At 71.7% G+C, this 22,006-nt stretch carries 19 protein-coding genes; 9 read left to right on the top strand and 10 right to left on the bottom strand.

Annotated features, from left to right (window positions below; translation table 11 throughout):
* Position 1: 1 nt before the first annotated feature.
* The 4 genes from ACWGIF_RS17685 to ACWGIF_RS17670 form a co-directional block, all read right to left on the bottom strand.
* Positions 2–1,150 (bottom strand): LuxE/PaaK family acyltransferase, encoded by a 1,149-nt coding sequence (locus tag ACWGIF_RS17685; RefSeq protein WP_453498066.1) that lies wholly within the window; start codon positions 1,148–1,150, stop codon positions 2–4.
* A 5-nt stretch (positions 1,151–1,155) separates the two neighbouring features.
* A complete protein-coding gene (locus tag ACWGIF_RS17680; protein ID WP_453497960.1) occupies positions 1,156–2,301 on the bottom strand; it encodes a GNAT family N-acetyltransferase in 1,146 nt (381 codons plus the stop codon).
* Positions 2,298–3,776, bottom strand: coding sequence for an MFS transporter (locus tag ACWGIF_RS17675; RefSeq protein ID WP_453497957.1), 1,479 nt, complete (start codon positions 3,774–3,776; stop codon positions 2,298–2,300). Before ACWGIF_RS17675 ends, ACWGIF_RS17680 begins: the two co-directional genes overlap by 4 nt.
* 71 nt (positions 3,777–3,847) lie before the next feature.
* Entirely contained in the window at positions 3,848–5,131 is a 1,284-nt protein-coding gene (locus ACWGIF_RS17670; RefSeq protein ID WP_453497954.1) for a phenylacetate--CoA ligase family protein, read from the bottom strand.
* 429 nt (positions 5,132–5,560) lie between these two features.
* Here ACWGIF_RS17670 and ACWGIF_RS17665 point away from each other — a divergent pair, with 429 nt between their 5' ends.
* Positions 5,561–6,088, top strand: coding sequence for a DinB family protein (locus ACWGIF_RS17665; protein ID WP_453497951.1), 528 nt, complete (start codon positions 5,561–5,563; stop codon positions 6,086–6,088).
* 127 nt (positions 6,089–6,215) lie between these two features.
* On the opposite strand, the gene ACWGIF_RS17660 is transcribed toward ACWGIF_RS17665, so the two are convergent.
* Positions 6,216–6,488 carry a hypothetical protein gene (locus tag ACWGIF_RS17660; RefSeq protein WP_453497948.1) on the bottom strand — a complete coding sequence of 91 codons (273 nt, stop codon included), beginning with the start codon at positions 6,486–6,488 and terminating at the stop codon, positions 6,216–6,218.
* A gap of 349 nt (positions 6,489–6,837) precedes the next feature.
* Between ACWGIF_RS17660 and ACWGIF_RS17655 the strand changes: the two genes are divergently transcribed.
* Positions 6,838–7,599, top strand: a complete 762-nt coding sequence (locus tag ACWGIF_RS17655; RefSeq protein ID WP_453497945.1) for a GNAT family N-acetyltransferase — start codon at positions 6,838–6,840, stop codon at positions 7,597–7,599.
* Positions 7,600–7,630: 31 nt separating this feature from the next.
* Here the strand turns inward: ACWGIF_RS17655 and ACWGIF_RS17650 are convergent, their stop codons facing one another.
* Positions 7,631–8,065, bottom strand: coding sequence for a hypothetical protein (locus tag ACWGIF_RS17650; RefSeq protein WP_453497942.1), 435 nt, complete (start codon positions 8,063–8,065; stop codon positions 7,631–7,633).
* Positions 8,066–8,321: 256 nt separating this feature from the next.
* Here ACWGIF_RS17650 and ligA point away from each other — a divergent pair, with 256 nt between their 5' ends.
* Complete coding sequence (ligA, locus tag ACWGIF_RS17645; protein ID WP_453497939.1) at positions 8,322–10,391, top strand: NAD-dependent DNA ligase LigA; 2,070 nt, start codon at positions 8,322–8,324, stop codon at positions 10,389–10,391.
* A 76-nt stretch (positions 10,392–10,467) separates the two neighbouring features.
* On the opposite strand, the gene ACWGIF_RS17640 is transcribed toward ligA, so the two are convergent.
* Positions 10,468–11,094, bottom strand: coding sequence for a TetR/AcrR family transcriptional regulator (locus ACWGIF_RS17640; RefSeq protein WP_453497936.1), 627 nt, complete (start codon positions 11,092–11,094; stop codon positions 10,468–10,470).
* A 125-nt stretch (positions 11,095–11,219) separates the two neighbouring features.
* Between ACWGIF_RS17640 and ACWGIF_RS17635 the strand changes: the two genes are divergently transcribed.
* The 6 genes from ACWGIF_RS17635 to ACWGIF_RS17610 all read left to right on the top strand — a co-directional run bounded on the left by ACWGIF_RS17635 (position 11,220) and on the right by ACWGIF_RS17610 (position 16,575).
* Entirely contained in the window at positions 11,220–12,176 is a 957-nt protein-coding gene (locus ACWGIF_RS17635) for an alpha/beta fold hydrolase (protein ID WP_453497934.1), read from the top strand.
* Positions 12,177–12,548: 372 nt separating this feature from the next.
* On the top strand, positions 12,549–13,304 hold the full coding sequence (locus ACWGIF_RS17630) for a crotonase/enoyl-CoA hydratase family protein (RefSeq protein WP_453498063.1): 756 nt from the start codon (positions 12,549–12,551) through the stop codon (positions 13,302–13,304).
* Positions 13,305–13,480: 176 nt separating this feature from the next.
* The gene (locus tag ACWGIF_RS17625) at positions 13,481–13,711 is read left to right on the top strand and encodes a response regulator transcription factor (protein WP_453497931.1); all 231 of its coding nucleotides are present in this window, start codon (positions 13,481–13,483) and stop codon (positions 13,709–13,711) included.
* A 415-nt stretch (positions 13,712–14,126) separates the two neighbouring features.
* On the top strand, positions 14,127–14,909 hold the full coding sequence (locus ACWGIF_RS17620) for a class E sortase (protein WP_453497928.1): 783 nt from the start codon (positions 14,127–14,129) through the stop codon (positions 14,907–14,909).
* Positions 14,910–15,143: 234 nt separating this feature from the next.
* Positions 15,144–15,683, top strand: coding sequence for a hypothetical protein (locus tag ACWGIF_RS17615; RefSeq protein ID WP_453497925.1), 540 nt, complete (start codon positions 15,144–15,146; stop codon positions 15,681–15,683).
* Positions 15,684–15,981: 298 nt separating this feature from the next.
* Complete coding sequence (locus tag ACWGIF_RS17610) at positions 15,982–16,575, top strand: 2'-5' RNA ligase family protein (protein ID WP_453497922.1); 594 nt, start codon at positions 15,982–15,984, stop codon at positions 16,573–16,575.
* 139 nt (positions 16,576–16,714) lie between these two features.
* Here the strand turns inward: ACWGIF_RS17610 and ACWGIF_RS17605 are convergent, their stop codons facing one another.
* The 3 genes from ACWGIF_RS17605 to ACWGIF_RS17595 all read right to left on the bottom strand — a co-directional run bounded on the left by ACWGIF_RS17605 (position 16,715) and on the right by ACWGIF_RS17595 (position 21,792).
* The gene (locus ACWGIF_RS17605; RefSeq protein ID WP_453497919.1) at positions 16,715–20,860 is read right to left on the bottom strand and encodes an nSTAND1 domain-containing NTPase; all 4,146 of its coding nucleotides are present in this window, start codon (positions 20,858–20,860) and stop codon (positions 16,715–16,717) included.
* Positions 20,861–20,865: 5 nt separating this feature from the next.
* The gene (locus tag ACWGIF_RS17600) at positions 20,866–21,228 is read right to left on the bottom strand and encodes a CU044_2847 family protein (protein ID WP_453497916.1); all 363 of its coding nucleotides are present in this window, start codon (positions 21,226–21,228) and stop codon (positions 20,866–20,868) included.
* Between the two features lie 261 nt (positions 21,229–21,489).
* On the bottom strand, positions 21,490–21,792 hold the full coding sequence (locus tag ACWGIF_RS17595; RefSeq protein WP_453497913.1) for a Tn3 family transposase: 303 nt from the start codon (positions 21,790–21,792) through the stop codon (positions 21,490–21,492).
* Between the last annotated feature and the right edge of the window lie 214 nt (positions 21,793–22,006).

Genomic DNA, 22,006 nt, shown 5'->3' with positions numbered 1-22,006 from the left:
GTCACGCCATTCCCTTCATCAGTTCCGCTGCGGCCACCGCGCAGCTGCGGTTGCGGCTCACGCCGGCACGACCGTGGACGGTGAACCAAGGGGTCTGAAGCTCGCACCCGCAGGCGTCGCCCGGCTGGAGGGAGGCGAGATCACCCATGACCACGCTCTGCGCCGGCACCGAGGTGATGTACGGCGACACGAGGTGCAGGTAGCCCCGCTCCCCGTACGGCAGGGGTTCGAGCGTGCGGGTCGAGCGGATCGTCACCCGGGACCAGACGGGGGCGTGCAGCCGGTGGTGTGCGCACTCGATGTACGGGATGCAGTGCTCGACCGAGCCGAAGGTGTCCCGGATCCGCTCACCCGGGATGCCGAGCTGCTCGGTGACGCGGGCGTACAGCTCCTCCTTGCCGATGCGCCGGTCCGCGTGCCCCTTCCAGCCGCCGCCGAGGACGACGAGGGATCCCTCGGGCAGGCGCAGCGGAGGCAGGCCCATGGCCCGCATCCGCTCCAGGGTGAAGAAGAGGAAGGCGGGGAAGCCCAGGATGCGCACCGGGGCGTCCTCACCCTCGAAGCGGCGCAGGGCGGCGATGCAGCCGAAGGGGTCGAACTCGTGCTCGCCGCCGGTGTTGCGCAGCGCGTACGCGACGCTGCGCGCGGGGGCGAAGTCGCACAGGTAGTTGTCGGTGAAGGCGGTCCCCAGATTCAGGGAGGGGGACGGCTCGTAGCTGTAGAGGAGGTAGTTGACCTCCTGGTCCGGCGTGATCCAGCCGTTGCGCTCGAAGATCCGGGCGACCATGCGCTGGGCGGAGCGGATGGTCCAGTGGTCGAAGAACATCTGCGACTTCTGGCCGGTGGTGCCGGAGGAGGTCAGGTGCAGCTCGACGTCCTCGCGGGGAATGGACAGCACCTCGTGCCGCTTGAAGAAGTTCGCGTGGACGAGCGGCGTGCGGTACGGCTCCGCGACGGGCGTGGCCTCGTACAGCGAGCGGAAGAACGGGGAGCGCTCGGCGTGCCAGGCGTTGGTCTCCGCCATGGCCGCGGAGAACAGTTCGTCCTCCGCGGGGCCGAAGGCGTACGGGTCCGCCAGGTCGCACAGCTGTTGCACGTGCGGCAGCAGGGCCGGGTCGGGTACGGCGACCGGCGCGAGATGGGGGTTCATCGGGCTCATGAGGCAACCTCGGAAGATGTGGGCAGGTGTGTCGACGCCCAGGCCGACACGTAGCAGTCCAGATAGGGCTGGAGGGGCGGTTCGACGGCGACGCCGCGGAAGTCGATCCGCTCGCTGGAGCGGGACAGGACGGCGTAGTCGTGGAACCCGTCACCGTCCGCACGCATCGCCGGGTAGAGGGCCCCGGCGACGAACCCCTGCGCGAGGAAGGCCGACAGGGCCTCCTGGTGCGCGAGCGGCACCAGGGCCTCGACGTAGCCGGCGCCCGCGCGGGCCAGGGCCCGGGTGACGGGTTCGAGGTGGGTGGCCGCGGCGGCCGGGTCGGGGTGGACGGTCAGCAGGGAGCCGTACCCGCCCGCGCGGTTGAGGTAGGCGTAGACCTCGAACCGGCCGTCCTCGGGGGTGAGCAGCACGTTCGGGGTGTGCAGGGGGTAGAACCAGCCCTCGGCCCCGGGGAACCGCTCGCGGAAGCGGCGGCGCACGAAGGCCGGCGCCTCGATCATCTCCAGCCGTTCGACGGCCCCTTGCGGCGGCGGCGCCGGGAGCGGGGCGGCGGCCGCCCGGACCCCGGGGTAGCCGATGCCGAGCGCGGACTCGGACGTGCGCAGCAACGGCATCAGTGGGGCGGGCACTTCGGTGACGGGGATCCGGCGTTCGAGTACGCCGGTGGAGTGACGCGCGTAGAGCGCGAGGCTCTCGCGGCTGCTGAGATCCACCGCGTTGGGCAGGATGCCCAGCGGACGGAAGCCGTTGCGGGCGACGACGCGCTGCGGACCGGCGCTGACGGTGCGTACGGTCGCGTACACCGAGTCCAGCCGCCCTGTGTCCAGCATCCCGGCGCACAGGGCCTCGGTCAGGGCGGCGGCAAGGCCCGCCGAGCGGTGCCCGGGGTGTACGGCGATGCCCTCCAGTCGGCCGATGCGGCTGCCCGCCTCGCCGTGGATGGCGGCGGACGCGGTGAGGGCCCCGGTGCGGGCGCAGCGGGCGACGAGCCACAGCGAGTGCGGGTCCTCGATGAGCCGGGCCATCTCGGCCGGGTCGGTGCCGAGCGCCACGGGGTAGTGCGGCCCATAGACGGCGTAGTAGAGCTGGCGCAATTCGGCGATGTCCGGGCAGGCGGCCGGTGTGATGACGGGGTTCACCGCTCGGTCCCGACGGATTCCGGGTCCCGGCCCCTGCCTGTGCCCGAGGTTGTGGCCGTGCGCGCGTCCGTGCCCGCGTCCGTGCCTGTGCCCTTGCCTGCGTGCGAGTTCAGGTCCGCGGCGGGTGGTGTGGGAGTGCGGGACCCGAGCAGGGCCAGCGCGCAGGCGGCGGGGGCCAGGCCGACGCCCTGCACGAGGCACAGCGTCTGAGGCGAGAGGAAGTCGCCGGCGAAGCCGAACAGCAGGGACGCCACGGGCAGCGAGGCACCGAGGACGGCCTGCATCACGGCGAAGAAGCCGGGCTTGTCCGCTGTGGGCACCATCCGCTGGAAGAGCGCCACGAACCGGACGCTGACGGCCCCCGCGCACCAGCCGGCCACGCCCAGGCAGCCCGCGACGGCCGGACGGTGCGCGACCAGGCCGGGCAGCGCCAGGGCGAGGGCCATCACGCCGAGGCAGTAGGCGCCGGCGACCGTGGGGCGCCCGGGCACGCGGGCCCCGGTGAAGGCGCCGATGAGCGCGCCGAGGCCGAGGGAGGCCTCCAGGAGCGCCACGGTTCCGCCGCCGCCGTGGAGGACCGAGCGGGTGTAGAGGGGGATGACGACGAACACGGCGGTCGTGAAGAGGTTCGCCGCGGTGAAGCAGATCAGGATCCGCCGTACGTAGGGCAGTTCGGCGAGGATGCGGCGGAGCGGGCGCCGCCTGGGCCCGGCCGCGGACGGGTCGGACGGGGCGCACGGGTCGGACGGGTCCGGCCCGGCGGGCGGGTCGGCCGCAGCGGTCCCGGTGGCTGCGCCCGTCCCTGCGGTCCCTGCGGTGCGGAAGCGCGCGCTCGCGACGAGGAGGGCGGCGCCGAGGTACGCGGCCGCGCATCCTGCGGCCAGTCCGGCCACGCCCGCCCGGTCGACGGTCAGCGCGCCGAGCAGCGCTCCGCCGAGGCCGGCCAGGGACTGGGTGGACAGCTCGAAGCCGGTGGCCGTCTCGATGTCGGCGTCGTCGACGAGTTCGGGTACCGACGTGGTCAGACAGGGGTCGAAGAACGCCTGGCAGGTGGCCAGCGCGAGGGCGGCGGCGTACACGGCGATGAGCGGCGGGACGTCGCCGTGGGCCCACAACGCGAGGGCGCCCGAGGCGGCCCCTGCCAGTCCGGCCGCCGTCCGCAGAACGGAACGGTGGGCGAACCGGGCGATGGTCCCGGCCACGACGGGCGCCAGCGCCACGGCGGGCAGCGTGCAGGCCGCCATGAACAGCCCGGAGGCCAGACCCGGGGCCTCGCGCACGGCGTAGGCGACGATCCACCAGGACACACCGACCTGGAACATGCGCACGGCGGCCTGGGCGAGGACCTGGCCGAGCCATACGGCGCCGAAGGCGCGGTTGCGCAGGATCAGCGGAGCACGCCGCCGTCCGGCCCTGGCGGCGGCTCCGGCAGCGGCCCCGGCTCCGGTCTCGGCCCGGGTCTCACTCGTGGTCATGGCTGAGGGCGAAGACGAGGGCAAGGGTGAGGGTGAGGGTGAGGGTGAGGGTGAGGGTGAGGGTGAGGCGGTCATGCGGTCGGCCTCTCGTCGAGGACCCGGACGAGCTTGCCCGAGCGAGGGTTGACGGTGAGGTCGCGGTGGCGTGCCCACTCCACGGACATCGGGTGCACGAACCCGGCGCGCACGCTGTCCGGATACAGGGGCCGTACGGCCTCCAGCTCCGCGACGACGGCCTCGGCCAGCGCCTCCCGGCCTCCCGCGGCCTCGCCGGAGGCATCGTCGCCGGGGGCCGTCGCCAGCCGCAGGACGAGCCCGTCGCGGCCGTCCCAGCGGCGGACGACGAGCTGCATGCCCACCACGTGACCCGCGGTGTCCGCCGCGGCCACGGCGTCCTGGGCGTCCTGCGTGTAGAGGGAGACGGGGCCCACCCGTACGCCTTCCTCGGCGCGGCCGAGGATCCGGAAGTGTCCGGGCCCGGTGCCGGTCCATTCGGCCCGGTCACCGGCGGGGTAGCGGATGATCGGCATGAGGCGGCGGAAGAGGCTGGTGACGACGACCCGGCCGGGCCGCCCCGGTTCGGTGATGGGCTCGTCGGTGGAGTCGTCGAGGATCTCGACGACCGCGTACGGGGTGAACGCCCGGTGCACGCGGGCGTCGGAGCCGGGTACGGGCCGGCCGAGCAGTCCGGCGTCGACGCTGGCGTACCCGACGGAACGGACCTCGGCGCACGGGAACGCGGCCGCCAGCAGCCGCCGTTGGTCGTCGAAGAGGGCCTCGCCGCCGAAGAGGAGCAACTCCACCGAGCCGAGCCGGACGCCGGACGAGACGACCTGCTCGGCGAGCCGGCACAGGGTCGTGGGCGTGCCCGTCAGCACCTGCGCGGCGAGATCGCGCAGCGTCGGGATCGTCGACTCCAGCGGCGCGCCTCCGCCGATGGGCAGGCGGACGTTGTCCACGGGCGCGTGGGCGAGCGAGTCCAGGATGAAGAGGAAGCTGGCGTACAGCTCCCCGGCGTAGAAGAGGTCGGCGACGCGGTGTCCCGGGCGCAGGCCCGTGTCCACGAGCCCCTGGCCGAACGAGGTGACGAACGTGCGCCACTCGTCGCGGGTGTAGACGGAGAACTTCGGGGAGCCGGTGGTGCCGCCGGTCTTGTACACCGTGGCCTCGCTGAGCGGGCCGGTCAGCACCCGGCTGTCGCGAAGGGTGTTGGCCGCCCAGAACTCCCGCTGGCCGACCACCGGCAGGTCGGTGAGGCGGTCGACGTGCGGCGGCAGGGACGCGTAGAGATCCCGGTAGAAGGGCGAGTTGTGGCGGGCGAAACGTATGAGGTCCGAGAGCTGCTGGGCGGACATGGGCCTTTGCCTAGGTGACGGGAACGGGAACGGGACGGGAGCCACGGCGGGGCGCGACGAGAGCAAGAACTCGCCTGCGGACCGAGCCGGTACGACCGGGGGACCCCCCGGCGCCCCCGCCTCCCACAACGCACGCCAAGACCTGACGTGCAGTCACGATGATGGAACATCAGTGCACTTATTACCAAATTGGCCAGATATTTCCAGCCAACGCGGCCGTATCCGTGGGAACTTGCGGCGCGGGCCCGTCTCAGGCCGCACTCCCGGGTCGGCGTCCCGGGAGACCGGCCGGCCCTCTATGCCGACCGCGAACCGAGGGCGCCGGGCTCCGGTGGCTGCGCTCGCGCGGGGGTTTCCCCTCGTGCCCGTTCGCGGGTTACCGTCCGTAAACGCTTCGACATCGGCCGCGTGATCGGGGATGCTCGCGCGATGACCAGAAGCGACGACACGCCTCCCGCGTGGGACGAGCGAACTCAGCTCACCACGTTCCTCGACTACACACGTGACACCGCCCGCACCAAGTGCCGGGGCGTCTCCGCGGAGAACGCACGCAAGGCGCTCCTGCCCGGCTCACCCCTGATGACCATGAGCGGAGTGATCAACCACCTCCGCTGGGTCGAGTACTACTGGTTCCAAGTGGTCTTCCTCGGGGAGGAGGACCAGGGCCCCTGGACCGAGGAGGATCCCGACCGCGAGATGCGCATCGCCGTCGACTTCCCCCTCGCGCAGTTGCTCGACGAATACGGCGAACAGAGCGCCCGCTACCGCGAACTGGTCGCCCGGAGCGGCCTGAACGACCGGGCCGAGCGCGCCGTGCGCAACGGCCTCCACGTCGACCTGCGCTGGATCCTCCTTCACCTCACCGAGGAGACGGCCCGCCACAACGGCCACTTGGACATCCTGCGCGAGATGCTCGACGGCACGACCGGCGACCAGGACACCGTCCAGTCTGCTTGACGCGCGGACATCCGCTGCCGAGGCGGGCGACGCCGAGTCGGGCGACGCGGAGGCGTACGCATCAAAGCGCAGAGCAATCCAGGCCCGTGTGGCAGGCAAGAGCCCTGCACCCCGGCACACCTGTGGTCTAGGAGACGGCCACCCGGCAGGCGCTCACCGCGGTCCCGTTGGTCACACCACCCTTGGTCAGGCCGGACACGCACTGCTCGTGGTCGCCGTTCAAGCCGGCGGTACACGCCGTCCGGACGGAGGCCGGGGCCTCGCCACCCTGTAGCTCCCGCTCGACCTGGTTGATACAGGCCGTGACATCTGCGCGGGCGGCGGGGGCCGTGAAGGCCGCGCCGCCGAGTGCGAGGGTCAGGCCGGTCAGGACACCTGCGATACGGGTCGACGTGCGCATGGACGCACCTGCTTTCCGGGATCGTCGTGCGGCCCGGTACCTGTTCGCGTCCCGGATCCGCGTGGAAACGGCGCCGAGCGCCCGCGGCCGACGTGCAGCCGCCGGGTCCGGGCCCCGAATCGGACCGGCTCGGCAAGGCCTTCCCTCCCTCCTTCGACGCTAGAGCAGCCCCCTGCCCCACGCACCCGCTGGGGCTTCGAGCGCGTTCGCAGCCGGCGAGGCCCACCGGTTCTCGGCGTGCATGTCACCGCAGGCCACCGCCGGCCTGCGTAGAAGGGCTGATGGCCTACCAGGTGCCCGCGGCTAATTCGCAGGCCCGCAGGCACCCGGGATGCATAGGCTTCCCCTCATGCCGAGTTCAGAGATGCAGCGGATCAGCGCTTTTCTTTCCGCCTTCACCCGCCGCCAGGCCGCACGCACCGTTGAGGTCCCCGGTGGGTTCGCCGCGTACGACGACGCGTTCGCGCACTCCCACGCGAACAACCAGGTCGTCATCGATGCGGCCGTCGACCCCCAGACAGTGCCGGCCATCGCCGAGGAAGCACTGCGGCATCTGCCGCACCGCCTGATCTCCTTCTTCGACGACGAGACCGGAACGGCGTGCGCGGAACCGCTGCTCCGGGCCGGATACACCCATTCCACCTATGTGGTCATGCTGCACACAGGCCCGGTACCGGCCGGCGGGCCCGCGGAGGAGGTGGACCTCGACGCACTGCGCATCCCCTTGACCCGGCGCTGGCGGGGCTTCCTCCCGGACGTCGGCGAGGAGGTCCTGCGCCACCTCGTCGACCGACGCGAGGCGCGCAGACGCGGGGCCGACGTCGTGCACTTCATCGGTGCCCGCACGGAGGAAGGGGAGGTCGCCTCATGGGCCGACCTCTACCTCGACCCGTCGACCGGCATCGCCCAGATCGAGGACCTGGTCACCTCGGAGGCCCACCTCAAGCGCGGTTACGCCGACGCCGTCCTGGCCACCGCCTTGAACATGGCCGTCGAGCGGGACTGTGACATCCGGTTCCTGACCGCCGACGCGATGGACTGGCCGCGGCACTGGTATGAGCGCCGCGGCTTCTCCGTCGCCGGCCGGATGCACAGCTTCGAGCGCGGCTGACGGCGAGATCTGCCGGGGCCCTGCCTGCCCGTCAGTACACCAGCTTGTAGGTGACGTCCTTCGGGACCGGGGCCGGTGCGGTGTCCGTGTACAGGAGCCGGATCACGGTGAAGCGGCGGACGTCGGGGTGGTCCGGCCACGGCTCCGGACTGCTGAGGGTCACCGTCACCGGGTAGGCCCGGAAGCGGCCCGCCGCGCAGTAGGGGTTGCAGTCGTTCACCATGTCGGTGCCCGTGGCCGTCGCCGTCTGCGGCCCCCAGGTGTTCCAGCGGAGTTCGACGAGGCGGTTGTTGCCGTCCCCACAGGCCAGCAGGTACTCCTCGGGGCGTACTTGGGCCTTCGAGAAGCAGTCGACGACCACGACCGGATCCGGCACCGGAGCCGGTACCGCATGGGTCTGGGCGGAGGCCGGGACGGTGGCCGCCACCAGGGCCGCCGCCGCGCACAGCAGGGTGGCTGTCCGCACTCTGGACCAGGGTGAACGAACGCGTCGGCCGTCGTCTGATGCTTTCACGAGGCCCTCCTAGGCTGTCGGTCCCACCGTCGGCGCTGAGACCATGCCCAGCTTCCCCCATCCGGCCGAAGCTCGCACCCGCAGGGGCGGTCGTCCGTCCGCAACGAGGCCTTGGCCTGCGCGAACAGCGCCGGACCCGGCCCCGGACGGCGGGCGGTCCCGAACCGGCGGCCGGGCGTTGTCAGACCCATGGGAGAGGATCGTTCTCATGACGATCACCCCCGCCGATGAGGCGCTGTCCAGCCTGCCCGCCCTGTCCAGCCGTGCCGCATACAATGCCGCGCTCCAGCAGTTGCGCGAGGCCTCGCAGGCGTACTACGGCGGCGAGAACAGCTCGCTGGACGACGCCGGTTACGACCGGCTGCGCCTGTCCGTGCTCGCCTGGGAGGCCGTGCACCCCGACGAGGTCGCACAGGACTCCCCGACCGGCCTGGTCGGGGACGGCGCCGCCCCGGTCGGCGACATAGCGCACACCACCCGACTGCTCAGCCTCGACAACGTCTTCGACCCGGCCGGTCTCGCCTCGTGGGGAGCCTCCCTCGAGCGCCGCCTGGGCCACGCGCCCACGGGCGGCTTCACGGTCGAGCCGAAGATGGACGGAGCGGCCGTCGCCGCCCGCTACCGTTCCGGGCGGCTGGAGCAGATCATCACCCGCGGCAACGGCACTCACGGCGAGGACGTCAGCCACGTCATCGGCACCATCGAGGGCCTGCCCGAGCAACTGCCCGTGCCGGCCACGTTCGAGGTGCGCGGTGAGGTCCTGTTCACGCAAGCGCAGTTCGAGACCGCGAACGAGGTCCGCACCGCACACGGCGCGCAGGTCTTCGCGAACCCGCGCAACGGCACGGCCGGCACGTTGCGCGCGAAGGACCGTCCGTACCGGCTCGCGATGACGTTCTGGGCGTACGGAGCGGTCGAGCTGGACGGCGCCGCCGTCGCGCCCTCCGGGGCCACGCACGCCGAGGCCCTGGCCGCCGTCGCCGAGGCCGGGGTGCAGACCACGGCCGCCACACCCGCCGGTCTGCACGTGGTCGCGACCCTCGCCGAGGCGCAGCAGAAGGTCGATGAGATCGCCGCACTGCGCCCCGCCCTGCCGTTCGGTATCGACGGCGTCGTGATCAAGGCGAACGACGCGGCCGAGCAGGCGGCGGCCGGATTCGGCAGCAGATTCCCGTACTGGGCGATCGCCTTCAAGCTTCCGGCCGTCGAGCGGCAGACCGTGCTGAAGGACGTGGTCTGGGACGTCGGCCGTACCGGCGTCCTGGCGCCGACGGCCATCCTCGAGCCGGTGGACATCGACGGATCCACGGTCACGCGCGCCACCCTGCACAATCCCGCAGACATCCGCCGCCGGGACCTCCACCTCGGCGACACCGTGACGGTCTACAAGGCGGGCGACATCATCCCCCGCGTCCAGGCGGCCGTCGTCGAACGCCGTCCGGACGGCGCACCGGAGGTGCCGCTGCCCACCGCATGCCCCCACTGCGGCGGAGAGATCAACAAGGACCAGGAGCGCTGGCGCTGCGCGAAGGGAACGGCGTGCGCGCTGCCCGCCCTGATCGAGTACGCCTCCGGACGCGACATGCTCGACATCGACGGCCTGGGCAAGACGTACGTCAAGGCCCTGATCGAGTCAGGTGACGTCACCGACGTCGCCGACCTTTTCACCCTCACCGAGGAGCAGCTCACCACCGCCTCCGGCAGTGCCAAGCGCGGGGCGAGGCTGGCCGAGCAGATAGCGGCCGCCAAGGCCCGTCCGCTCAGCCGCGTCTTCTGCGCTCTGGGCGTGCTCGGCACCGGTCGCAGTATGTCCCGCCGCATCGCCGCGCACTTCGGCACGATGGATGCCATCCGGCAGGCTGACGCATCGCAGATGCAGGAAGTCGACGGCATCGGCGGGGAGAAGGCCCCCGTCATCGTCGAACAGCTCGCCTCCCTGTCCCAGGTCATCGACAAGCTGATCGCGGCGGGGGTCAACATGCAGGAGCCGCAGCAGCCTCAGGCAGTGGGCGAAGGCCCACTGGCGGGCAACACCGTCGTGGTCACCGGCAAGATGAGCGGCCCGCTGGAGCACATGGGGCGCTCGGAGATGAACGCGCTGATCGAGAAGGCCGGCGGCCGGGCGGGCGGCAGTGTCAACTCCAAGACCACCTACCTGGTCTGCGCGCCGTCCCCGAGCGGGAAGCCGAGCTCCAAGGCCGTGAAGGCCACGGACCTGGGTGTCACGGTCCTCACCCCGGAGGCCTTCGCCGAACTCGTCACCGACTACCTGGCCTGACCGCGGCCGCCACCTCACCGGCCGCAGCGGGCGGGCCGCCGGGCACGGCCGGCCGCTGACCCTCACGTCGCACTGGTCAGGCGGGCGGTGTGGAGGGCTCGGTGGGGGTGAAGATCCGGTCGAGGTGGTGGTGGAGTACCGCGACGGCGGACTCGGGCCCCCGCTGGCCCACGAGGATGCTGGTGCCCATGGTCGCCGTCATGGCGAGCAGGCTGATCGCCTCCGTGCGCGCGTCGGTGCGGGGGTCGGCCAGACCGGCTTCCTGCGCCTGCTGGAGGAGGCCGGCCAGGGCGTTCTCCGCGGCGTCCGGGTTGTCGATGAAGGGTTGGGCGGCCAGAGCCTCGTCGGTCACCGACAGGATGGAGTAGGAGCTGTAGAGGAGGTGGAAGGTCCGGCTCTCCTCATCGGTGGGGAGGGAGGCCAGGAGCAGTGCCTCGATCGTCGCGCGTGGGCCGGGGTTCCGGCCGGCGGCGGCGAGGCGGGCGCCCACCCGTGCCGTGAAGCGGTCGGTCAGGTGCTGGAGACCGTAGAAGAGCAGCTTCTCCTTGGTCTGGAAGTAGTACTGCACGAGCCGGAGCGACACTCCGGCCTCGGCGGCCACGTCGCGCATGCCCACGGCGTGCAGTCCGCGCCGTCCGGCGACCCGGACGAGCGCCTCGGCGATCTGGGTTCGCCGCTCCTCGTGGTCCACGCGCTTCGGCATGTGTCGTGTCTCCGCCCGTCGGTGGGGTGTTCGCTGTCCGGGCTCGCCGGACCTCTTCATGGTACCGCCGTACCATCTATATGGTACGTTCGTATTACGAAAAACGGATCTTCCCGGAGGTGCCCGTGCCCGAGAACACGACCCGAACCCGCGCGCGCCGAGACATCGGCCGCTACGTGAACGACGCCCTGCGCGACCGGTACTTCGCCGCCTGCGACGCGCTCTACGCGAAGGGGGCGCCCGCCCGCGCCGAAAGGGACGTCGAGACCAGCTTCGGCACCACGCACGTCTACCGGTACGGCCCCACCGACCCGGCCGCCGAAGCCCGCACCCCCATCGTCCTGATCCACGGTTCGGGCGGCTGCTCCGCCCAGTGGTATCCCAACACCCGCGCGCTCAGCGCCGAACGCCCCGTCTATGCCCTCGACACCCCCGGCGACCCCGGCCGCAGCGTCCAGAGCGAGCCCATGTGGCAGCCGGAGCGTGCGGCCCAGTGGATGGACGAGGCCCTCGACGCCCTCGGCCTGGACCGGGTCCACCTCGTCGGCTCCTCCTACGGCGGCTGGCTGGTCATCAACCAGGTGCACCGGCGGCCCGGTCGGCTCGCTTCGGTCACCGCCCTCGACCCGGGCGGCCTGGAGAAGGTGGGCCTGCGCTTCTTCGTCTGGATCTTCGCCAGCCTCTTCGCCACCTACGCCCCCAAGGCGCTGCGCCCGCGCCTCGCCTCCTGGCTGGAGCAGCCGGTCATCGTCGTCCCCGAGCTCCGCGCGATGATCCAGGCGAGCGTCCGGGCGTTCCGGATTCGCCGCCCCGCCCCGCTGCCGCTGTCCGACGGGGAACTGGGCTCCATCCGGACGCCGTTCTACCTGATCATGGGCAAGCGCAGCCTGCTCGTGCACCCGAAGCGGCAGCTGGACCGCGTGCCGCGCCTGATCCCGGGGGCCCGCGCCGAGATCGTCGCCGCGACCGGCCACGGACCGCAGATCGATCACCCCGACCTGGTCAACGCCCGGATGCTGAGCTTCATGGAGGACGTCGACTCCCTCGACCCCGCCACAGCCCGCGGCCCTGTCGACGCGTAGACCCCGTAGGGCCGAAGGCACCGACAAGGCGCTGTTCCGCATCGCATCCCATCGCATCGCATCGCATCGCATGGAGGGGGCAGGAGGGGGGAGCGGTGTCGGGCAGAGGTATGGGCCTTCCGGCTGCCCGACGGAGTCTTCCAAGGCGAGCACCACAGCTGGCGCGCCCTCGCGTCCACGCCCCCGGCGTGTCCGCTTCGCCTCTCGTGCCGCCTCTGCAATTCCTGCAGAGTGGTGGTCGTTCGTGCCTCCTACGCATCCGACCGCACCACTGGACCCTGGAGTTCCGCTGTGGCCAAGGCCTCTGAAACACCCGGGACGAAGCACGCCGGAACACCCCGGACGACGCCTGCCGACCCGTCTGTCGTCCGGATCGAACGGGATGGCCCCGTCCGTACGGTGATCCTGAGCCGCCCCTCGGTCCGCAACGCGGTCGATGGCCCGACGGCGGCCCGACTCGCCGAGGCGTTCCGCAGATTCGAGGAGGACGAGGACGCGTCCGTGGCCGTGTTGTGGGGGGAGGGCGGTACGTTCTGCGCGGGTGCGGACCTCAAGGCCGTCGGCACCGACCGTGGCAACCAGGTGCTCGCCGAGGGCGACGGGCCGATGGGCCCCACGCGGATGAGCCTGACCAAACCGGTGATCGCCGCGGTCAGCGGCCACGCGGTGGCGGGCGGACTCGAGCTGGCCCTCTGGTGCGATCTGAGGGTGGCCGAGGAAGACGCCACGTTCGGCGTGTTCTGCCGCCGCTGGGGCGTGCCGCTGATCGACGGAGGTACGGTGCGGCTGCCGCGCCTGATCGGCGAGAGCCGCGCGATGGACCTGATCCTCACCGGACGCCCCGTGACCGCCTCCGAGGCGTACAAGATCGGCCTCGTCAACCGCCTGGTGCCGCCCGGGGAAGCCCGCAGGGCGGCCGAGCGCCTCGCCCTCGAGATCGCCGGGTTCCCGCAGCTGTGCCTGCGATCCGACCGGCTCTCCGTACGGGAACAGCACGGTCTGGGCGAGCGGGAGGCCCTGGCCGCCGAGTATCGGCACGGCCTCGTTCCGCTCACCGCGGGGGAGACCCAGGCCGGCGCCGACCGGTTCGCGGACGGAGCCGGCCGCCACGGCTCCTTCACCGGCTGAGCCCACCGGTGCGCGCACGATGCGGCGTGGCCTGTCACACGCCTGTGACAGTCGGCGGACACGCTCGCGAAGTCACTCGGCCAGGCTCTTCATATAGGAACAAACCAGGGCATTCAGCCCTCTGCTTCCGAAGGCGTGAGCAGCGATTACCGAGCCGATCCGGCGGAGCAAATCCCATGAGCCTCACCCTCACCACGCCGCACACCCAGGCCCCCGCAGCCACCCTGGCCCCGCGTGAGCAGGAGGCCCTGCGCCACATCGCCGCCGGCCGCACCTACCTGCAGACGGCCCGCCACATGGGACTCTCCAAGCACACCGTCGACGCCTACCTCCGCCGCATCCGCGCCAAGCTGAACGTCCACACCACCGCCGAGCTCACCCGACTGGCCATGACCCTCGGACTGTGACAGTCGGTCGCAGAGCGTTCGCACCGCGTTTCCACCCGCCCATAGGGGCGGGTGGCTGAACAGCAGCTTTGGTGAGCTGATTCCCGCCGCACTGAGCGAACTCGGCCTGTTCTTCCCTTAGGCCGCCGGCGAAGCCGGCCGGGAAGCCTCGCGAGCGCTCGCCCGCCGCCCGCCTGCCGTGCGCTCCCGCCGATCGAGCCTGACGGCTGTAGCCGCCCCCCGCACCCCGGCGTTGCCGGAGGGTGAGGAGGGGGGAGTGGGAGGGCGAGTACAACCGGCAGAACGCCCGGGCGCGGGAGGGAGGTCACAGGCCTGGACCCTTATGCTCCTCTTGCTCCGTATGTCACCCTGACCGGTGAATCGGGTCACCCGCCTGCCGCACGACCCGGACGACCGACCGACACGGAAAACGCCCATGTCTCTGCCGTTCCCGTCCCGCGCCCTGCCCGCCGTACTGGCCGGCGCCGTGACCGCCCTGCTGGTGGCGTGCGCCCCCTCGGTAGCCGCCGGCGCTGCGGCCCGGCCGCAGTCGGCGCCGGTACCCGCCTCTTCTGCCGCCGCCCCGCCTGCGGTCTCTGCGGAGCCCACACCCACCCGGGAACCTTCCCCCGCAGCCCCCACCGCCCCCACCGCTCCCGCCGCGTCGGCGTCCGCCGCCCCGGACGCCGACGTCCGGACCCAGGCCTCGATGCTGTCCATACCCTCCGTGGGCATCTCCGGGCTGCGCGTGGAGCCGTACGAGGGCACCACCGACGACGTGCCGGGGACCCGCATCCAGGACCGCGGCCTGGCGGCCAGCCCGTACGGGCAGCGAGGCGGGGTCGGACCCGGTCAGGTGGGCAATTTCCTGATCACCGCGCACCGTCTGTCGGCAGGAGGTCCGCTGCGCGACCTGCCCGCGGTGGACAAGGGCGACACGGTCCTGGTGACCGTGGGCGGGGTCGAGTACACCTACGAGATCGTCGCAACCCGTAAGACGTCCTTCCGGTCGGAGCGCTCGCTGAGCGAACAGCGCGCGGCGGTGCCCGGAAAGCCCGGGGCGGCCCCGAGCCAGGCCATGATCACGATCTCCACCTGCGCCACACCGGAGGACCACGCCGAGGGCAACTTCTGGAGCGATGTCCAGGGCAACCCCGAGCATCGCATCGACAAGGTCGGCGTCCTGCGCAAGACCTCCGTCGCCGAGTCCGCCCACTGACGCACGGACCGTGGGGATCGCGCCGGCGCCCGGCTCGGCCAGCCGCCGCCTGGCTGGTGGGCTCCCGGCCGCTACGCGTACCGACCGGTAATTCCAGCCAATTCTCGGCTCAGGCCTGGCATGCTCCTGACACTTCAAGGTCCCTGTGGGACTCTCCCGGCACGCACTCCGCACCCTCTGAGAGGCCCAGCGCCTCGCCCACCCCCACCAGCACGTGGCATGGAGGAGCGATTCATGAAGCACATCGTGCACAGGACCCGCGGCACCCGCATCGCCCGCCTCACCGGGATCGCGACACTGGTCGTCGCGGCGGCCTTCACCGGTACCGGCACCGCCCTCGCCCACAGCCCCGGCGCCTCGGCTGCCGACCAGAAGGTCGACGGCGTGATCGTGGTCGCCGGCAACAGCTGCAGCTGGACCAACGCGAGCACCAGCGCCGCTGCCCCCGCCCCCCTCACCGTCGACCGCACCACGATCAACGCGCCGGGAGGCAACCTGGCCTGTGGCGGCGGCATCGCCGCCAGCCTCAACAACAACCCTGCCTTCACCTTCGACGACGCCGCCGGCACGGCGCGGACCGATCTGATCGACATCACCGGCAGGCAGAGCTTCATCTCCTGCCGATACAAGGCGACGAACATCGTGTGGGACCGCGACGGGGCAAGCAGGAAGTACGTCAACCGGGCCTTCACCGCCGCCAAGACCTCGGGCAGCTTCCTGTGTCCGGGCTCGGTCGCCACCCCGGCCGGGGACGCGCCCATGCTGTTCCGCTGATCCGGCGGACCTGCTCACCACGGCCGCCTCCCGGGCACCTGCCGACGGCGCGCACGCCCGCCGGCGCCCCAGGGATCCGCGTGATGGGCAGATCACCGCATGCAGGGCGGGGCGGGCCTGAGCTCCAGGGCCTGCTCCGGACCCTGCGCGTCCCATCCCGGGAGGCGGCCGACCGAACGCGGTGCAGCAGCACCGGTCGGCCCCGGCGCTGCCGTCCGACGGTCTGCACGGGCATGATGACCATATGAGGGTGTGTCCGGCCGCCGGTGGAGGAGCCGGCGTCCCACGGTTCTTCGAGGTGGCTCCCACACCTCGGACCGCCGTCGTATGGCTGCCTCCGGCCGGACTGTGGCCTCCCATCCAGAGCATCCGTGCCGAGCACGACCCCCAGATCCGCCGCTGGCCTCCGCATGTGAACCTGATCTTCGGCTTCGTCCCGGAGGCCGACTTCGCCGGCGCGGCCCCGCTGCTGGCCGCCGCTGCCGCCGGCATCGAGCCCTTCTCCGCCCGCCTCAGCGGAGTGCGTGCCTTCCGCCACCGCAGCTACGCCACCGTGTGGCTGGACCCCGCCGCGGCCGGCCTGTCCCCGTGGACGGCCCTCCAGGGGGCCCTGGTGGAGCCCTTCCCCCGATGCCGCGGCCGGTTCCCGTCGTTCACGCCGCACCTGTCGCTCGGACGTACCCACGACCCGCGGCGCCTGGCCGCGGAGTGCGGCGCCCGCCTCGGCAGCCTGTCGGCGCAGGTCCACGAGGTCGCGGTGCTCTCCCGGCGCGACGAGGAGCCCATGCAACCCCGTGTGACGATCAGCCTGGGCACGGGCGAACTGCACTGGCACGCCGACTCCGACACCTCACACGGCCCCGGCCACACCGATGTCCCCCGTGCGAAGTGACGCCTCCGGGTCCGGCGCGGCGCCTCACCGGGCGGCCCGACAGGGCCGGCGCGGGCGCCGGGGGCAGGGGGCCACGCCGTCGCGGCTCTGGCCGTGGGCCGCACCGCGCCCGGTGGAACCACCCTGCGCACCCCGCGGCTCAGGGGCACACGGGGCCGACCGCTTGGCCCCGCAGGTACGCCGTCCGTTCGTCCGGGGTGAGGTCGCGGTTGACGGACTGGCAGATCTTCTTGACGGCTGCGGCGGGCGCGGGGAGCGCGACTTTCCACAGCCGCGCCGTCATGTCGTCGCTGCCGGAGGCGACGGTGCGTCCGTCGGGGCTGAACGCCAACGACGCCACCCTGTCGGAGTGCCCGAGCAGTGTGGTGCGGGTCTTGGCGGACTCGACGTCCCACAGCCGCACGGTGCCGTCTGTGCTTCCGCTGGCGATGGTGCGGCCGTCGGGGCTGAACGCCACCGCGTTGACGTCGCTGGTGTGGCCGATCAGTGTGCGACGCGTCTTGCCCGTTGCCGCGTCCCACAGCCGCACGGTGCGGTCGTAACTGCCGGTGGCGACGGTCCGTCCGTCCGGACTGAAAGCCACTGATGTCACCCCGTCAGTGTGGCCGGTGAGGGCGGTGCGGGTTTCGCCGGCGGCCACGTCCCACACGCGCGCCGTACGGTCGCCGCTTCCGGTGGCAAGGGTGCGGCCGTCGGGGCTGAACGCCAGAGAACCCACGAAGGCGGTGTGCTCACCCATGACGGTCTGGACCTTCCCGGTCTTCACGTTCCACAGCGCTGTCGCTCCGTCGTCCGCGCCGGTCGCCAGGGTCTTTCCGTCAGGGCTGAACGCCACCGCGTCCACCTTGTCCGCGGGGACGGCGATGGTGCTGCGGACCTTGCCGCCGGCCACGTCCCACAGCTGTACCTCGCTGTCCCAGCGACTGGTGGCGAGGGTGCCTCCGTCGGAAGTGAAGGCCGCCGAAAGCACCGCGCCGCGGTGGTTGAGGGTGCTGTGTGGCTTGCCGGAGACCACGTCCCACAGCTTGACCGCCCCCAGGGCTTCGCCGGTGGCCAGGAGACTGCTGTGGGGACGGAACGCCACTGCCAGCACCGCGCCGGTGTGCCCCGCCAAGACGCTGCGGTCTGCCACATCCCACAAGCGCACGCTGTAGTCGACACTGCCGGAAGCGACGGTGCGTCCGTCGGGGCTGAACGCCACCGATTCCACCTCGTTGGTGTGCCCGAGGAGGGTGGCGCGGACCGCTCCCGTGGCCACGTCCCAGATCTTCACGCCGTGATCGACACTTCCGATGACGAGCATGGTTCCGTCAGGGCTGTACGCCATGGAGTGGATGGGGTTGCCATCGCCGTACAGCGTGGTGCGCGTTTTCCAGGTGTCGACGTCCCACAGCCCTACCGACCCGTCGCCGTTTTCGGTGACGAGGGTGCGGCCGTCGGGACTGAACAGCACCGAGCCCACGAGGCCTTCCCCCTCGGGCAGCGTCCTGAGGGCCGCTCCGCTGTCGACGTCCGAGATGCGCACGGTCGAGCCACCGCCGCTGGCAAGCGTGCGGCCGTCGGGGCTGAACGACACCGCGTGCACGATGTCGGTGTGCTCACGCAGGGTGATGCGGGGCTTTCGGGCGGCAACGTCCCACAGCCGCACGGTCGCGTCGTTGCTGCCGGTGGCGAGCGTCTTTCCGTCGGGGCTGAACGCCACTGCATTCACCTGGCTGCTATGCCCCGTCAACGTGGCGAGGGGCTTGCCGGTGGCCACGTTCCACAGCCGCACCGGCCCTTCGTTGCTGCCGGTGGCGAGGACGCTGCCGTCGGGGCTGAAAACCAGTGAAACCACGGCCACGGAAACGTGGTCGAGTGGGATGCCGGCCTTCCCCGTAGCCGTGTCCCACAGCCGTGCGGTGCCGTCTGCGCTTCCGCTCGCGAGGGTGTGTCCGTCCGGGCTGAACGCCACCGCGTATACGCCGCTGCCATGGCCCGACAGACGCCGGTGCAGTGGCAGAGCCGCGGCGTTGCTCAGGCTCTCCTGCGCTTCGGGCGTGTGGCTCGCGCGGTACGCCTGGATGGCCAGGAGCGAGGCCAGCTCGGGGTTCGAGGTGATGAGGGTGTTGGACTGGGCCGCGAGCTGACGGGACTGGGCTGCCTCACGTGCGGTCACCGCTGACCGCCACTGCCATAGGACGCCGACCCCGGCGATGAGAGCGAGAGCGAGCAACGCGGCCAGGATCGTGTTGAGCCGTCGGCTGCGTCGGATGACGGCCCGTTGGCGGTCTCGGCTGGCGGTGAGGAAAGCCGCGATGTCGCCGGGGAGGCGGTGTTTCTGCGCCAGTTCGAGACCTTCCGCCAGTGCCGTGCCGCCGAGCAGGTCGCCCTGGTCGGCCGTCTCTGCCCAGCGGGCCTGCCGCTTTTTCGTGGCGTCGAGCCACTCGTGGAAGCGGCGGTCCTGCGCCGCCCATTCGCGCAGTGTGCCCCAGTCACGGATGAGCGCGTCGTGGATCAGTTCGGCCACCGGTTCGCCAGGAGGTGCGTCCGCTTTTCGCGGGTCGCGCAGTGTCTGGGTGATGATGATCCGGTGGCGCGTGAGCGTGGCGATGACGCTGTCGACGTCAGTGCCCGGTGTCTCGTCGGGTTCAACGGCCAGCTCGCGCAGTTCACTCAAGGGGACCTGGGCGCGGACGGCCGGGATACGACGGCTGGGGTCGGCGGGGTGTACCAGGGAGGTCAGGATACGGCGGGCGATGGGCCGTTGAGCGGGTGACAACTCGTCGAGGGCGCTGTCGCACCAGGTCGTCAGGCTGCCGCTGACCGCTCCGATCCGACGGTAGGCCTCGTGGGTGAGGTATCCGTCCTTCCGCTGGCGCCACAGTTGGCTGAGGGTCAGCTCCAGCAGGGGGAGCACGGTCGCGGGTGCCTGTCGGGCGGACGCTTCCTCGGGGGTGACCGCGAGGACGTCGGAGACGATCCGCTCCGGCAGCCCGGGCTGAAACCGAAGGCCCACGTCCCCGGCGGGGAGGGCGATGATGTCGTGCAGGTCCCGGTCGCTCAAGGTGCCTGGAACGTTGAGGAGTCCCGGCGTCGCCGCTGCCAGCAGACCGGGGGCGAGAGCGGCCAGCTGGGGATAGAAGTCGTCGCGCATGACCAGGATCACGCTGAGTCCGGTATGCGAGTCGACCGCTTCGACGATCTGGTCCGCGACGGCGGAGGGGTTGATCCGTCGGCCGTCGACCGTCCCGTGGCCATCGGCCGCATGGGTGAAGAGCTCCTCGAACTGGTCGATGACCAGCAAGATGCGCTGGTGGCCCGGTTCGGCCAGGAGCCGTTGGGAGACGGCCGCACCGATCCCATCGGTGCCTGCGCCGGGCAGCCCTGCCCGTTCGATCTCCGCTGTCAGATCCTGCCGCGGCCGCGCGAGCACGGTCAGCCAGCGGTCACCGCCCGGCACCTCTCCCTCTGCCAGCGCACGCAGTACCCCCGCCTGCATCAGCGATGACTTCCCCGATCCCGACGGGCCGAGCAGCAGCGTCAGCCGCTGCTGGCGCGCCAGGTTGGCCACGACCTGCCGGACTGCGTCCTCCCGGCCCTGGAACCATCGGGCGTGCTCCTCCTTGAACGGCTCCAGGTCCCGATACGGGCACACCGCCTGCTCCGCCAGCTTCGGCAGCACCTCCCGCAGTACCTGCGTCGGCGTGACGTACGCGATGTTCTGGCCCCGTTCCAACCGGTCGGGCGCGGTGATCTCGGTCAGCATGCCGACGACCAGGCCGGTCATCTCGTCCAGTACGGGCCCGCCGCTGAAGCCAGTGGTCAGGTCGTTGGCGTCGGTCAGCTGCAGGAGGGCGCTCCGGCCGTCCGTGGCCGGGAGCACATCGCTGGCGACGCCGGATCCGTAGTGCCCTTCCGGTGGGGCCTGCGCGGGAAACCCGTACGAGCGCACCTCATGCCCCCGGCACCCGTCCGCGGAACCGAGCGGGAGCGGCCGTGCACCGGTCGGCGTGCTGCCGAGCCGGATGAACGCCACGTCCTCGCGCTCGGCTCCGCGCCACAGCTCGGCCGACACCTGCCCCTGCACGCGTTCCGCGCCTTCGACGCGCGGGAAGGCCAGCAGGACCGCGCCGCCCGGGCCGCTCCCGGCCGCCTCGACGACGTGCGCACACGTGACCACCACGGTCTCGGCGACCAGGAAGCCCGCCCCGGCCACCGTCCCGTCCGGGGTGAGGATCTGCGCGACCGCCGCGACCAGATCCGCGGAGGTGCCGCCGCTGGTGTCCTGCCCTGTGCCGGTCATCCGGATCAGCTCCCCGCGGCCTCTGCGCCTCGGCGGGCGGGGCCGCCGCCGTCGCCGTTCCAGGACACGGTCACCTTCAGATGGCAGCCGGCCTGGCTCTTCGTGATCACGGCCCCGGCTTCGAACGCGAGGTCGATGCCGAACTCGACGGCGATCTGGTCGGGGCCCGCCTTGCGCAGCTGGTCGAGGGCGGCGCGTGCGACGGCCGTGACCGGCGCCAGCGCGGCTTCCAGCGTCACCGGCAGTTCGCGCACGGCATCGCCGATGCGGCCGGCCTTCACCGGCCCCTCCCGCCACACGGCGCCCGGTTCCTCGACCAGAATGAAGCCACCGCCGTCCAGCGGAATCCGCGTCACGGGTGTCGCCACGTCTCGCCCGCCTCTCGATCCGGCTCGCCATAGGAACGCCACCAGGCTTCACCGCGGGGACCTGTGCCGCACCCCGAGCGGTCCATATGAGAGTTCCCTCCTGACGTGTACCGCCGTTCACCTCGGCAGGTGAGCGGCGAAGTACGACCGTGAGAGGGCGCGAGCGGCGGGTACGGAGACGCACGGATCGGCTCAACGGCTTCCAGCAGCGCGCGCAGCGGCGTACCCGCCGATCATGCCTCCACCGTACGTCCGGGCCGGTCACGTGGAGGCCGCAGTGGTTTCGCCGTGTGGGATGCGCGGGTCGGTTACCGTCGCCGCCCGGGCGGTCAGGACCAGGTCGAGGCGGCTGTTCATGTCCAGCTCGAACAGGCCGTAGGGGTTCCCACGCGTCCAGAGCAGCGGGGACAGCGCCCGCCAGTCGGCGTAGGGTGTCGGCCCCTTCGGATCGGCGAGGACCTGCTGCAGCCCCAGCGTGTTGACGTGGACCAGGGCGGGCTGGAGCAAGTGGAGGGCGGACGTCTCTGGCGCTCTGTCAGGCGGTCGGCTTGACGCAATAGTCACGTTGCCATGCCGATGCCTGCACTGGGGCGTATGAGGAGCAACTGGTCAGCAGCACCGACGTGGCGAGGATGGGAATTGCCGCGAGTAGCCTTCGGCTGTCCTTCTGCACGGCATGGGCATGGCGTGGCCCCGGGGGGTGGCCGGGGGACCCCCCCCGCAGTGGGCCGCGGCGCAAAGTACCCCGGGGGGGTGTGTGGTATAAACAAAAGACGCG

This window comes from Streptomyces sp. NPDC054849 (assembly GCF_053610945.1).
The sequence above is the reverse complement of the archived record's forward strand: the minus strand, read 5'-3'. Positions and strand labels throughout refer to the sequence as shown.